Source organism: Halotolerantifilum yawarlongkerapense, assembly GCF_054506745.1.
On the sequence record NZ_CP199719.1, the window covers coordinates 1,735,468 to 1,748,338 of the forward strand.

Here is a 12,871-nt window from a genome sequence, read left to right on the forward strand (position 1 = left end):
GAAGCCATCGGGTTTCGAACTAGGTCTTTGTATAATTGAGCAGCATGCCGATCACGCGATCGAGAGCGTCCTGATCGATGTCCTCGGACTCAAGCAGGATGCATTCCTTGGCGTAATCCTCCAAGATCACCATGCCGACACGGCTGATGCTGGATCGGATGGCCCCCACCTGGACGAGGATATCCTCACAGGCGCGGTCTTCTTCGATCATTTTCTCGATCCCACTGATGTGGCCCTGGATTGTGCGCAGCCGGTTGACGATCTTCTTCTTCTTCTCTTCGGTTGGCATCTCATCACTCTCCTTAAATAAACAGGTTCACATCAGACTCTTCAGCGTCACCCAGGTAGCTGGCCACGCCACCGAGTTCAATGCCGTCGATCAGCTCTTGCTCAGTGATTCCCATCAGATCCATGCTCATGTTACAGGCGATCATCTTGACACCGTTATCGAGTGCCATCTGGAGTAGCGTTTCCACCTGGTCTACATTGTGGTCCTTCATGATCTTGCGAATCAGCTTGGCTCCCATGCCCATGAAGTTCATGCGGCTCAAGCCCAACTTCTGCGTTCCGCGTGGCATCATGGCTGCAAAGGCCTTCTGAATGGCACCCTTCTTCACGTGGATCTTCTCGGGACGCCTCAGGATGTTCAGACCCCAGAAGGTGTAGAACATCGTGACCTGTCGCCCCATGCTGGCCGCACCGTTGGCGATGATCAGCGATGCGATTGCCTTGTCAAGCTCCCCGCTGAAGACCACCATGGTCTTGTTCGTCTTGGCCGGCATCATCGCGCCGTTCTTGACCACCGCTGGTTTTTTCGATCCCTTCACGAGACGGGCAACGAACTCGCGGTCCTTCTTCCCTGCCTCGAGAAGTGTGTTCTCCGTGCGCTTGCACCACGTCTCGATATCACGTACAAAGCCGGGATCCGTGGCGCGCACCTCGAGCACATCCCCCAATTTCATTTCTTTGATGCTATTCGATACCTGCATGATGGGTCCGGGACACTGTAGACCGCAAGCGTTCAGCTTAATGACTTCTCCGGTAGCCCCGCTAAAATCTGTTGACTCGTGTTCCTCTACATCGCCGGATTCCGAATAATCGAGATCTGGTGAGCAAGTGACACCACCGCACTTCGAACCGTCCTCTTGGCAGAAGACGCAGGAGTAGGTCGCGTATCCACCGGCCAGGTTCTTGGCTTTGAACCCCTTTTGCATGAGAATTCTTGTGGCCACGTAACCGCGCACACCGATGGCACAGTACACCACGTAGGTCTTACTCTTATCGAGCTCATCGATGCGATCGCGGAGTTGATCCACCGGAATATTGATCGAACCCTCGATGTAGCCAAGGTCTCGCTCGAGAGGTTCGCGAATGTCGAGGACCACCGTGTTCTCGTCGAGAGTGTCCATCTGGTCCCAATTCACCGTCTCCACCGTACCTTCGAGCATGTTCTCCCCGACGAACCCAGCCATGTTGACGGGATCCTTAGCAGAAGAGTAGGGAGGCGCATAGGCCAGCTCGAGTTCTTTCAGATCATCAACTGTTCCCCCGAACCTCATGGCCGTTGCAATCACATCGAGTCGCTTGTCCACACCTTCATAACCAACGACCTGAGCGCCCAGAACCTTACCTTCCGGTTTGGTGAAGATGACCTTCAAGGTCATCGGAATTGCACCGGGATAATAGCCGGCGTTAGATTTCGAGTGCGTCATGGAGACCAGGTAATCCTCGCCGTACACCTTGCCGCTCTTCTTGAGCGATTTCTCATTGACACCCGTTGAAGCGACCGTCAGATCGAAAACCTTGGCTATCGAAGTCCCCTGGGTCCCCTTGTAGATTTCTTTTTCACCGTAAGTCATATTGTTCGCACAGATCCGTCCCTGCTTGTTTGCCGGACCCGCGAGTGGAATCATGGTCTTCCCACCGTTCACATAATCGATGATCTCCGCAGCATCGCCGATGGCATACACACCCTCGGCGTTCGTTCGGAGGTACTCATCCACGATGATCCCTCCGCGCTGGTTCAGCTCGATACCAGAATCCTTCAGGAACGCCGTCTGGGGCCGTACACCGATCGACAGCATCACCATATCGGCTTCGACTTTCGTACCGCTCTGCAGTACGACGGTCGTGGTCTCGCCTACGGTGACAAATTCCTTCACGCCATCGCCCAGATGGAGATTCACCCCGTGCGTGCGCATGTGCTGGTGCACATCTTGGGCCATCTCGAAATCGATGGGCGCCATGACCTGGTCCAACATCTCCACAAGCGATACCTCGATCCCCAGATCAGCCAGGTTCTCGGCCATCTCGATACCGATGAAGCCGCCGCCGATCACTACGGCGCGCTTCGGTTTCTTCTCGTCCACGAAAGCCTTGATCCTGTCCGTATCTGGAATCGTCCACAGGGTAAAGATGTTCCCCTGGTCAATGCCGGGAATCGGTGGACGGAGCGGCTGCGACCCTGGTGAAAGCACCAACTGGTCGTAGGACTCTTCATAGGTTTGCCCAGTTACGTGGTTCTTCACCGCCACACTTTTCTTCTCGGTATCTACTGTCAGCACTTCATTCTGTACGCGTACATCCACCTTGAAACGCGCGTTGAAGTCTTCGGGCGTCTGCACGAGCAAGGCGTCGCGCTGTTCGATCACACCACCGATGTAATAGGGTAGACCGCAGTTGGCAAAAGAAATGTACTCACCCTTTTCGAACAGGATAATCTCGGCCGTTTCATCGACCCGCCGGAGTCTTGCCGCTGTGCTCGCGCCACCAGCGACCCCTCCGACTATCAGGACTTTCTTGGACATGTTGGACCTCCTCGTCAGTTGCTTCTATATAGTTTGTTAAAAGATAGACTTATATACCCCCACCCCGCCGGGTGGTGGCTTCATCTTATAAGATAGACTATCTTTTGTCAAGCGAGCGAACATAAAAAAAAAAGCCGTTCCCCTTTGGGAACGACCGGATGGTCTGTTGGCTTACCCCAAGAGGGAATCCAACTTCGCTTTATCGAAACCTTGTACCGTCTCCTCGTCGACCATGATCACGGGCACGCCCATGAATCCCTTGGACATCAGTTCCTGACGGGCCTCGGCATCCGTGGATACATTCTTCTCCACGTAGGAAACACCCTTCTCATCCATGTACTCTTTGGCCATTTTGCAGTAAGCGCATGTGTTCGATGTGAAAATCGTTACATTCATGTTCTTTCTCCTCTCGTGTCGGCTAGCAGCTTCCGCCGCCGCCAGCGTATTCCGATTGTACGACGAATCCTTTAGACAACCAACTGTCCCGGTAGTCGACATCAAATTTTCCAAACTGATCCACCAATGACTTCTCCACGATCAGGGCAAAGTCATCATGCTCTACCACGACATCATTTTCCGACCGCTCATCCAGAGCGATCCCAAAGGCAGGGCCGCCTCAGCCAATACCCTTGACGAAGACGCGAACATCCTTCTTTGTTTCTTCTTTAGATGCGCCGAGCGCTTTGACAATCTCTCCGTATGCGCTATCCGTTACTTGAATACTCATAATTTCCTCCTATTCATCCCCCCAGATGGGGGCTGTTTGGCCCTATGATAATGCATTTCGTTTTCTTTGTCAAGTACCGTCACGGCTTATAAATCTGTATCTTATCTATCCCATCCGATCGAAAGATCGTCCCTTCAAAACCCACGAGAAACGACCGCTCTAGGGAGAAGTAGGGACTTTTGTAACCTCGAAACAGACGGATGGCCTGGTCCTGAGGATCTACATTCAGTCGATTCTCATCGTAGCGCTCATTGACTTTCTCTTCGTCCACGATCCAAAACAGAAGCCCCTTTTCTCGACGTTCCACGAGCACGTAGCGTTCACCATCGAGGGGGATTCTGGTGATCGACGCCCGGGAAGGGGAATAGACGGTGGGGGGCCAGCGTTCCTCGGCAGTCACTAGCCCCAGATACAAGCGACTAAAGGGATCAAGCATCATCCCGTCCGACGTCTCGGAGGTATAGCCCCGTGCCATGAGGCTGAACTCTCCTACACCCCGTGGGGATGGGGGACCATAGAGATCCGGCAAGTTGAAATTGTGGCCCAGTTCATGGAGAAAAACCCCCAAGGGCGTCAGTTCACCCGTCTCCCATATTTCACCGATCACAATGTACCCCGGTAGGTCCACCCACTTGGTGAGGCGCGTATCATCAGAGGACAAGCGCCGTCGGTGGGAAAGAACAGAGGATTCGTCCGCCGGTAGCTCCGATTCTCTCCCGGCGATCACCAGGATGATGTGGAGTTCATCGGGATCCAGGATGCCATCGTCGTTACCGTCGAAGCTGTCAAAGTCCACAGTATCCGTCAAGGGTCTGAGAATCTCCTCCATGAAGTCTTCCCCTTGAAATCCTCCCCCGTGCGCATGATCGACAGTGACCATCACGACCCCGTCGTTCACCTCGCCCACCTCTTCGCTCGCGGGTACCAGTCGGTGCTGTCCGTCCGTCAAATCAAACCATGCATCCGATAGTGCGCGAAGACGATCCGCTAGAAGCTCTTCCGACGAACGAATGGTCACATCGCTATAGGAGACCGCCACCAGGAGCACCGGCTGTTTTGATCGGTAGCTACGCTGTCGGTCGGTGAACCGGTTGCTCGCAAAGGGAGAGTGTCCTTCTTTGGAAAACAGAATGGGACTCCTACCGCCACCCGCGTAGGTATATCGCCCGATCCCATGGATCTTGTCGTTACGAAAACCACCCACGTAACGGGTACCATCACGCCCCCAGCGGTACAAGCCAACGCCTTCGAGTGAACCCTTCACATGGGTTCCGATCACCTCATCACCGTTCTCAAAAATCGTATACACCAGCTCATCCGTCTCACCGTGCCATCGGTCCATTTCATCCTGCTGCAGAGTGGGCCGCCAGTCGCGGGCTTTTTCTTCAAACCAGTCTCCCACTTCTTCCAACCAAACTTTGGATGAAGGTCGCCATCCCGTGAACAACCCTTTCTCCTGCAACTGCCAAGACAAAGCTTTCAGCACCGGCTCCGTAAGCGGAAGGTACAAGATCTCTCCTCGCTTCATCAGGCGAATCTCATTTTGGGTATCCCCTCCCATCATCACCTCCCGCTCATCGAAGGAGAAGGTAACATCAGAAGCAGTCCGCCGCCCGAGGTACACAGGAGCGCGAGGGGGCACGCGGTCGATCGTGATCTTTTCAGAAGCTACCTTCGTGTCGATCCCCAGGTAGTCGGTCATCGACGGGATCAAGGGGAGATAATACACGTTATCCACAATCTCAAACTCCGTAGCAGGAATCCACTGCTCGTCCACAAGTAGTCCCTCCGGCGACTCTGCCCAAACGCCTCCCGCTATCCACACCATCCACAGGATTGGGAGTAAAATCGTGCTTAAAACACGGTTATCCACAAGAAACACGCGCCTTTCCTTCGTCTTTCCACCAAACTGTTCACAGGTTATCGGTAGTTATCCACGGTTATACACAGCTTATCCACCGAAATTGTGGATAAGAAAAATCAGGCTCTCAAAAACACGTACAATGCCGTTTCGTACCGGTAATAAAGTTCGTGAGCATATCCGTTCCTTTTTCCCCTACACGCCCTAATCACCAGATGTTATAATAAATATGGATAGAAACGGGGTTTCCCCCACCATATATGGGGGGTGAAATATTTTTAATGAAACGCCCTCTATCCCCTTGACAGTACAGATCATTCACTTATACACATTATCCACAGGTTATACACAACCCGAAAGGAGCACCCTATGACAGCCTGGAGAACAGGAGGCGGACGCGGCGACGCCCTTGAAGACCTCATCTTATACACCAATACCTACTACCAACGAAAGGGACTCGGCCGTATCGATCCCGTGAACATCCCCATCAAGGTGCTCGAAATCGACGACCGGGGGCTGATCCGCAAGGCCTTCTTCGAGAAGAAATCCACCGTGGATTTCATCGGTGTCATCCAAGGGGTGGCCATCGCTTTCGATGCAAAGGAGACCACGCGCAAGAGCTTGCCCCTCTACAATATCCACGAGCATCAGATCGATTACATGAGGGACTTTAACGATCAGAAGGGATTGAGCTTTCTGATCTGCCACTTCAAGGACCCCGATCGATTCTTTTTGATTCCCTATGAGCTGGTGGAAGAAGCCGTTCGAGGTAAGGACCGTAGTTCCATCGCTATGGCCGCTCTCGATGATTCCCTGGAGATCCATCGGGAGCACGGGGGGGTATTAAACTATCTACCCACATTAAATGCATATCTTCGTTTCAAAGAAAAAAGGGTCGATAAAAAACCGCTCTAATCGAGCGGTTTCAACATTTTTTGTCGGATCAAGCCATTGGTAAGCGCTGCAAAATCATCCATCGAGAGCGTTTCTGCCCTTCGCTTGGGATCGATCCCCGCTTCCCAGAGCACATCTGCCAAAGCGCTTTTTTCGAGCTCAAGTCCCGCCGAAAGCGCATTGAGGAGTGTTTTCCTCCGCTGACCGAAGGCCGCCTTGACCACCTGGAAGAAGGACCTGCGACTCAAGACATCCACCGCCCGTTCTTGGCGAATCCTCAAGCGGATCACCATCGAATCCACCCCTGGCTGGGGCATGAAGACGGAACGGGGTACGCGGAATAGTTTCTCTGCCTCCGCATAATACTGTACCGCCACACTCAAGGCACCGTATGTTTTGTTACCCGGTGATGCGATGATTCGATCGGCCACCTCTTTTTGCACCATCACGATGAGATCCGTTACCTCTAATCCCTCTTCAAGAAAACGCATGATGATCGGCGTCGTGATGTAATAGGGTAGGTTCGCCACTACCTTTGGCGGTCTCGTGAAATGACCCGACAGGACTTCTGCCAGATCGAGGGCTAGGACATCCCCGTGTACAACGGTTACATTCTCACGATGGGATAAGGTCTCCGCCAAGATGGGAATCAACCGATCATCGATTTCCACAGCCACCACACGCTCGGCAACGCCGGCCATGGCTTCCGTCAGCACCCCCATCCCGGGACCGATCTCCAGGACCTGATCACCGGCTTCGAGACCAGCACCCGCCACGATTCGATCGATCATACTTTCATCGATCAAAAAGTTCTGACCCAATCCCTTTGCCATCTCGAAGTTAAAAGCTTCTTTGATCGCCTTGACTCGTTTCGGTGAACTCAATTTCGTCATTCTACCACCCCAGTTCATCCAAGGCATCCGCGAGTTCTTGACGCGTGATGCCATAGTGATTGAGCCGCTCGAGGAAACCGCGCGCATTCGCATAACCGATACCCAGCACCTTGCCCAATTGATTGCGTCGTTCGACAGCTTGGGGATGTCCAGAGAGACCCAGCATCACAAGATCCGCCGGTGTATAGTCACCGGGTTTTTCCGACAACGTCCGCACTTTGGCGAGTGCTTCTAGAATAGCCCCACAAGATGCGTTTTCCACGCCCACGTTGTCATCGAGGGTGCCTTCCTCACGGGTGATGAAGGCGTGCTTGACCCCTGGAATCCGCCGGTTGATTCTAGACCGAATCTGTTCTCCAGCATAGTCGGGATCCGTAAGAACAATCGCACCCGTCCGCTCCACGGCATAGGCAATCTCCCTGTAGATCGCCTCTGTGATACCGAAACCATGGGTAATGATGATATGGGCATCCAGACAGGTTCGAAGCCTCGTCAGATCATCGCGCCCCTCGACGACAATCGTCTCCTTAACCGTTATCATTTTAGCGCCCGTCTTTGATCTTGAAAAATCGCAGTGCGTTCGCCGTGGTTGCCTCGGCGACTTCCTCTGGTGTCAATCCCCTTAGCTCGGCGATCCGTTCGCACACCCATTTCACGTGGGCCGGCTCATTTCGCTTTCCGCGGTGCGGTGTAGGTGTGAGATAAGGCGCGTCCGTCTCGATGAGCAGATGATCGAGGGGGACCTCTTGTGCCACCTCTGCGGGTTTCTTGGCATTCTTGAAGGTGACCGGTCCAGCAAGGGAAATCATTGCCCCCAACTCGACATACTGTCTGGCCATCTCTGCCGACCCAGAATAGCAATGCAGAAGTACACCGTTGGAGAAAGCCTCTTCCTCCTTCAGTATCTCGAGTACATCCGCATGTGCCTCCCGGTCGTGTATGATGATGGGCAAGTGCAAGTCCATGGCCAGTTGGATCTGGCGACGGAAGACCTCCCTTTGAACGGAGCGTTCGGAGTGATCGTAATGATAATCGAGTCCGATTTCCCCGATCGCCACCACCTTCTCAGATCGGGCAAGATGCTTGATCAGGGCCAATACCTGATCGTCCACGGATTTGGCCTCATGAGGGTGAACGCCCACGGCAGCATAGTAGTCTTCGTTCTCCTCGGCCAAACGCACGGCCTCGGTAGACGAAGCGAGGTCTGCCCCGGGGTTCAATATGAACCGCACACCTGCGGCTCTCGCACGTTGGATCACAAACTCGCGATCGGATTGGAACCTCCCATCATCCAGGTGGGTGTGTGAGTCAAAAAGTGTCATGGGTAGTGCCTCCTTCAGTTCTTTCGTTTCCTGTTTTTCTCTTGAGAAAAAGAAGTGCCCGGGACAACCCAGGCCTTTCTCTTATCCTTGCACTCGATTAAGAGACCGAGGTGCCGGGCACGACATCTGCACCGAGAAGGCTCAGATTCTCTTGGTCTTCAGCAGCCAGAATCATCCCCTGGGATTCTACCCCTCGTAGCTTCACCGGTTTCAGATTCGTGATCACAACCACTTTTTTGCCCAAGAGATTGTCTCGATTGTAATGTGACTTGATCCCCGATACCACCTGGCGCTTTTCGTAGCCTAGGTCCAGAGTCAATACCAAGAGCTTGTCGGCATTCGGATGATCTTCAACCTCGATAACCTCTGCCACGCGCAGATCCAACTTTGCAAAATCATCTATACTGATTTCTTCCTTGGGTTCGGGCTTCTTTACTTCCGGTGCCTTCTTCTCTTCGTTCATCTGGTTGAGTTCCTCCAGTTCCTTCGCCACATCGATACGGGGAAAGAGTGATTCCCCTTTCTTAACCGTATTGCCCACGGGATAGAGACCGAAGGTTTCACTGGACGCGTAGGGCTGCTCATCAATACCCAGCTGCTCCCAGATTCTCTGTGAGGTGTGGTGCATGAATGGCTGGATGAGCACACTGATCACACGGATCCCTTCGATCAGATTGTAGAGCACCGTATCCAGTTGCTCTGCCGATTCTTCCTTTTTCGCGAGAGCCCAGGGCATCGTCTCATCGATATACTTGTTCGTCCGTCGGATCACTTGCCATATCTCCTCGAGCGCTCCCGAGAAGTCCAGGTCCGCCATGTGAGCGTCCACGCGTTCATGGCAGGTGGCAGCAAGCGTCTTCATGTCTTCGTCAAAATCAAAGGCCGGTCCCGCCGCTGGCACAACGCCATCGCGGTATTTTTCCACCATGGCCAGCGTACGTGACACCAGGTTCCCCAGATCGTTCGCCAGATCGGCATTCAGTCGGTTCAACAGGACCTCGTTGGTGAACAGACCATCTTGACCGAAGGCGTACTCGCGAAGGAGGAAGTATTTCAAGGCATCCACGCCATAACGATCGATAAGCACGACAGGGTCCACAATATTCCCTTTCGATTTGCTCATCTTACCACCGTCTAGCAGGATCCAACCGTGTCCAAAAACTTTCTTCGGTAGGTCGATCTCCAAGGCCATCAGAAGACCAAACCAAATAATCGTGTGAAAGCGAACGATCTCCTTTCCAACGAGATGGATATCAGCCGGCCAGTATCGTGCGAATTTTCCCTCTTCCACTTCGGGGTAACCGAGGGCAGTGATGTAGTTCGACAGGGCATCCAGCCAAACGTAGATCACATGCTCTTCGTCGATGGGCACTTCGATTCCCCAGTCAAAGGAACTCCGTGAGATGCAGAGATCCTCAAGGCCAGGTTTGATGAAGTTGTTGACCATTTCTTTGACACGTGAAGCGGGTTCTAGAATCTCCGGATTGGTCTCGAAGAGCTCGAGCAGACGATCCTGGTACTTGGATAAACGGAAGAAGTAGGCCACTTCGCTGGTCACCTCTACCGGACCCCCGCAATCGGGACATTTCCCATCTTCCACCTGTGAGTCTGTCCAGAAGGACTCGCAAGGTGTACAGTAGAGACCCTCGTACTGGTCTTTGTAGATGTCCCCTTTGTCGTAGAGCTTCTGGAAGATCATCTGCACGCGGCGCTTGTGGTCTTCATCGGTGGTCCGGATGAAATCGTCATAGGAAATCTCCATGGTCTCCCAGAGCACCTTGATCTCTGCCACGATTTCATCGAGAAAGGCCTTGGGGCTTTTCCCTGCTTCTGTAGCAACCTTCTCGATTTTCTGACCGTGTTCATCCGTCCCGGTCAAGAACATGACATCAAATCCCTTGGCACGCTTGTACCTGGCAATGGCGTCGGCGGCCACCGTCGTGTAGGTGTGACCGATGTGGAGCTTGCTGCTCGGATAGTAAATGGGTGTCGTCACATAAAACGTCTTGCGATCGGACATATTCAGTCGCCTCCTCTTCTCAAAAAGTGAAAAATCCCCCATCCCTTAGGGACGAAGGTTTCATTCGCGGTACCACCCTAGTTAGAGATCCTCGATCGGATGCCCTCACTCTGCTCCCTTAACGCGGGGGTACGGCCCGGTCTCACGTTCGTCGACCGAGCGGCTCGGGGACCATCTTCTCCCGTGAAAACGACCGGTTCCCACCAACCACCGGCTCTCTTGACATTTTCGCTCGAGATACTCTTCCCTTCTCAGCCTGTTTCAATGTCAAAATTATACCATAGGCCCCCGATGAAGACAAGCTGTACAAATGCACTTGCAATTATCCGCTCCATATGATAAAAAAGTGTAAGCGCAACAATAGGTGCTTTTTGAGGAGTGACAAATATGCAGGAGAAACTGAATCCCCTACTTCATCAATACAAGAACAAACGGGTGGCCCAACTTCATTTCCATATGCAGGAAGAAGTGATCGAAGTGGAACTCGTCGATGCCTCTGGTGAAAGAACTCGCGTGTTCTTCAATGGGGTGTCCGCCTTTTACTTCGTCGATGGCGAGGAATCCGCCCTGTTCTCAGGGCGTCAGCTTGATGCCATCAGTTATTTCTCCACGGGGTTTGGAGAATTTGCCACTGTCGACGTGACGGACCCTGAGGATGCGGTGAACATCAGTGTTCCCAATTTCGCCGTGGACACGGGTACATCTTCCCTGTACATCGAGGCCTCGTCGATTCGTATCGACGACAAACAGCTCGATGTCAAACGACCGCTACAATAATCCTTCACCACCCGGCAGCCCAAAGGGCTGCTTTTTTTTACTTCAAATCGTAAGTTCTCAGGATCTCACCGTAGTAGATATGATGGAAATCTCCCGTTGGATAATGCCCTTCCTGCACCGAGCGCGGGATTGAGTCCCCATCGAAGCCTTCCCTTTGCAGCACCCGACACTCGAGGTGTCGGCCGGCGATCAGTAGTGTCGGGGCCGCCACCCGTTCGGAGGATATGCATTTCAACCCGCTCGCCTCCACCTTGTCAAGATCGCGCCCCGAGCGGCTTCCGCACAGCGACAGCGCCTCGCGGTAGGCCCCGGCCTCGGGTATCGAGACCGTGAAACTATCCGATCTTCTCAGCAACTCATCGGTATACCGCGAAGGGCGGACGTAGAGCGTGAACACCGGGCGGTTCCAGAGATAACCCAGGCTCCCCCAGGCGATCGTCATCGCATTTTCCCGTTCGCCATCGGAAACCGTAACAAAAGCACCTTTTGAGAGCCTCTCGAGGATAAGATCCGCATCATCGTGCCATCTTTTCAAATATTTTTCCATTTTTTCTCCTTTCTACTGTTAGAACGCGCTATAATGGGCATAAATTAAAGGATAGGGGCAACGCAATACAATTTGATGGGGTGATTTCATTTGAATACTGTACTGGCTTTTACATTGAAAGACGTCGGGTTCTTCTTCCTTTGGATCTTGGTGATGGTGATTCTTGCCTATCTGGTGCTGATCCTGCGCAAAGCGTATCAGTCGCTCAAGATGGTCAAAGCCTTGATTGAAGAGAACCGAGAGGAGATCGATGCAACGCTCGATAGCGTACCCGATCTGACGAAAAACGCCAAGGACATCTCCACAGAGGTGGCCTATACGCTGGGCCGTTTCCGGGGTACGATTGACAATGTCGCCGATACGAGCGAAGAGGTGACCAAGGAGATCAACGACAACAAGGATATCGTGGGAACCATCAGCTCGTTTTTCCACACCGCTTCCGTGGGCAAGAAGGCCTACGATCGTTTTTTCAACAAGGAGAATGAAACCGAGGACGTAGTGAAGGAAGAAAAAGCCGAAAGTGAATAAGCAAACCGTGCACCGCTCTTTGAGCGGTGCATTTTGTCGAAATTTCTTTGGAAAACAATTGAATTATAGGAAGGTTGATAGTATAATTGAACCATAAATTAACAAAATAGCCCCGAATCATAAGTAACATTTGACACTTGTGCCATCTGTTGCTATTATTTAGGTGTATTTTGTCGAAATTTGTCTACTTTTGTCTAGTGAGGAGGTTAGTCGATGAAATCCACTGGTATCGTGAGAAAGGTCGATGAGCTCGGTCGTGTGGTTATCCCCATCGAACTCAGACGTACCTTAAGCATCGCAGAAAAAGATGCGCTTGAAATTTTTACAGAAGGCGAAACCATCATTCTAAAAAAATATGAACCCGCTTGCATTTTCTGTGGTCAGGCCAAAGGCGTCACCAATATCAAGGGCAAGAACATCTGCCCCAGTTGTATTGAAGAATTGAAAACGCTGTAAGGAATCCGAAGCCCCCATCTCTCGAAGCAGAGAGATGGG

14 protein-coding genes and 1 other annotated feature are annotated in these 12,871 nt (G+C 52.5%); of the genes, 4 read left to right on the plus strand and 10 right to left on the minus strand.

Going from position 1 to position 12,871, the window contains the following annotated elements; translation table 11 throughout:
* Positions 1-19: 19 nt before the first annotated feature.
* The 5 genes from ACULM0_RS08445 to ACULM0_RS08465 all read right to left on the minus strand — a co-directional run bounded on the left by ACULM0_RS08445 (position 20) and on the right by ACULM0_RS08465 (position 5,311).
* Complete coding sequence (locus ACULM0_RS08445; protein WP_463677113.1) at positions 20-289, minus strand: metal-sensitive transcriptional regulator; 270 nt, start codon at positions 287-289, stop codon at positions 20-22.
* A 13-nt stretch (positions 290-302) separates the two neighbouring features.
* A complete protein-coding gene (locus ACULM0_RS08450) occupies positions 303-2,807 on the minus strand; it encodes an FAD-dependent oxidoreductase (RefSeq protein ID WP_463677114.1) in 2,505 nt (834 codons plus the stop codon).
* Between the two features lie 171 nt (positions 2,808-2,978).
* A complete protein-coding gene (locus tag ACULM0_RS08455) occupies positions 2,979-3,203 on the minus strand; it encodes a glutaredoxin family protein (RefSeq protein ID WP_463677115.1) in 225 nt (74 codons plus the stop codon).
* 22 nt (positions 3,204-3,225) lie between these two features.
* Positions 3,226-3,372 carry a hypothetical protein gene (locus tag ACULM0_RS08460; RefSeq protein ID WP_463677116.1) on the minus strand — a complete coding sequence of 49 codons (147 nt, stop codon included), beginning with the start codon at positions 3,370-3,372 and terminating at the stop codon, positions 3,226-3,228.
* Positions 3,373-3,613: 241 nt separating this feature from the next.
* Positions 3,614-5,311: a metallopeptidase domain-containing protein gene (locus ACULM0_RS08465; RefSeq protein ID WP_463677117.1), complete on the minus strand. Its 1,698-nt coding sequence runs from the start codon at positions 5,309-5,311 to the stop codon at positions 3,614-3,616.
* 453 nt (positions 5,312-5,764) lie between these two features.
* On the opposite strand from ACULM0_RS08465, the gene ACULM0_RS08470 reads away from it, so the two are divergent.
* Positions 5,765-6,310, plus strand: a complete 546-nt coding sequence (locus tag ACULM0_RS08470) for a Holliday junction resolvase RecU (RefSeq protein ID WP_463677118.1) — start codon at positions 5,765-5,767, stop codon at positions 6,308-6,310.
* Here ACULM0_RS08470 and rsmA read toward each other — a convergent pair.
* The 4 genes from rsmA to metG form a co-directional block, all read right to left on the minus strand.
* Positions 6,307-7,182: a 16S rRNA (adenine(1518)-N(6)/adenine(1519)-N(6))-dimethyltransferase RsmA gene (gene rsmA, locus ACULM0_RS08475; protein WP_463677119.1), complete on the minus strand. Its 876-nt coding sequence runs from the start codon at positions 7,180-7,182 to the stop codon at positions 6,307-6,309. The two genes, ACULM0_RS08470 and rsmA, sit on opposite strands and share 4 nt — an antisense overlap.
* Position 7,183: 1 nt before the next feature.
* A complete protein-coding gene (gene rnmV, locus ACULM0_RS08480) occupies positions 7,184-7,723 on the minus strand; it encodes a ribonuclease M5 (RefSeq protein ID WP_463677120.1) in 540 nt (179 codons plus the stop codon).
* A 1-nt stretch (position 7,724) separates the two neighbouring features.
* On the minus strand, positions 7,725-8,504 hold the full coding sequence (locus ACULM0_RS08485; protein ID WP_463677121.1) for a TatD family hydrolase: 780 nt from the start codon (positions 8,502-8,504) through the stop codon (positions 7,725-7,727).
* A 97-nt stretch (positions 8,505-8,601) separates the two neighbouring features.
* On the minus strand, positions 8,602-10,566 hold the full coding sequence (gene metG, locus ACULM0_RS08490) for a methionine--tRNA ligase (protein WP_463677122.1): 1,965 nt from the start codon (positions 10,564-10,566) through the stop codon (positions 8,602-8,604).
* Between the two features lie 2 nt (positions 10,567-10,568).
* Positions 10,569-10,786, minus strand: a binding site (T-box leader).
* A 125-nt stretch (positions 10,787-10,911) separates the two neighbouring features.
* On the opposite strand from metG, the gene ACULM0_RS08495 reads away from it, so the two are divergent.
* Positions 10,912-11,301: a YxiG family protein gene (locus tag ACULM0_RS08495; protein ID WP_463677123.1), complete on the plus strand. Its 390-nt coding sequence runs from the start codon at positions 10,912-10,914 to the stop codon at positions 11,299-11,301.
* 37 nt (positions 11,302-11,338) lie between these two features.
* On the opposite strand, the gene ACULM0_RS08500 is transcribed toward ACULM0_RS08495, so the two are convergent.
* Complete coding sequence (locus ACULM0_RS08500; RefSeq protein WP_463677124.1) at positions 11,339-11,848, minus strand: flavin reductase family protein; 510 nt, start codon at positions 11,846-11,848, stop codon at positions 11,339-11,341.
* Positions 11,849-11,938: 90 nt separating this feature from the next.
* Between ACULM0_RS08500 and ACULM0_RS08505 the strand changes: the two genes are divergently transcribed.
* Both ACULM0_RS08505 and ACULM0_RS08510 read left to right on the plus strand, forming a co-directional pair.
* Positions 11,939-12,376: a hypothetical protein gene (locus ACULM0_RS08505; protein ID WP_463677125.1), complete on the plus strand. Its 438-nt coding sequence runs from the start codon at positions 11,939-11,941 to the stop codon at positions 12,374-12,376.
* A 213-nt stretch (positions 12,377-12,589) separates the two neighbouring features.
* Complete coding sequence (locus tag ACULM0_RS08510; RefSeq protein WP_463677126.1) at positions 12,590-12,832, plus strand: AbrB/MazE/SpoVT family DNA-binding domain-containing protein; 243 nt, start codon at positions 12,590-12,592, stop codon at positions 12,830-12,832.
* Positions 12,833-12,871 lie beyond the last annotated feature (39 nt).

Excerpts from the sequence above, each read along its gene's own strand:
- metG (WP_463677122.1), bottom strand. The coding sequence starts at position 10,566 with ATGGGGGATTTTTCACTTTTTGAGAAGAGGAGGCGACTGAATATGTCC.
- ACULM0_RS08510 (WP_463677126.1), top strand. The coding sequence starts at position 12,590 with ATGAAATCCACTGGTATCGTGAGAAAGGTCGATGAGCTCGGTCGTGTG.
- rnmV (WP_463677120.1), bottom strand. The coding sequence starts at position 7,723 with ATGATAACGGTTAAGGAGACGATTGTCGTCGAGGGGCGCGATGATCTG.
- ACULM0_RS08495 (WP_463677123.1), top strand. The coding sequence starts at position 10,912 with ATGCAGGAGAAACTGAATCCCCTACTTCATCAATACAAGAACAAACGG.
- ACULM0_RS08455 (WP_463677115.1), bottom strand. The coding sequence starts at position 3,203 with ATGAATGTAACGATTTTCACATCGAACACATGCGCTTACTGCAAAATG.
- rsmA (WP_463677119.1), bottom strand. The coding sequence starts at position 7,182 with ATGACGAAATTGAGTTCACCGAAACGAGTCAAGGCGATCAAAGAAGCT.
- ACULM0_RS08445 (WP_463677113.1), bottom strand. The coding sequence starts at position 289 with ATGCCAACCGAAGAGAAGAAGAAGAAGATCGTCAACCGGCTGCGCACA.
- ACULM0_RS08485 (WP_463677121.1), bottom strand. The coding sequence starts at position 8,504 with ATGACACTTTTTGACTCACACACCCACCTGGATGATGGGAGGTTCCAA.
- ACULM0_RS08470 (WP_463677118.1), top strand. The coding sequence starts at position 5,765 with ATGACAGCCTGGAGAACAGGAGGCGGACGCGGCGACGCCCTTGAAGAC.
- ACULM0_RS08500 (WP_463677124.1), bottom strand. The coding sequence starts at position 11,848 with ATGGAAAAATATTTGAAAAGATGGCACGATGATGCGGATCTTATCCTC.
- ACULM0_RS08450 (WP_463677114.1), bottom strand. The coding sequence starts at position 2,807 with ATGTCCAAGAAAGTCCTGATAGTCGGAGGGGTCGCTGGTGGCGCGAGC.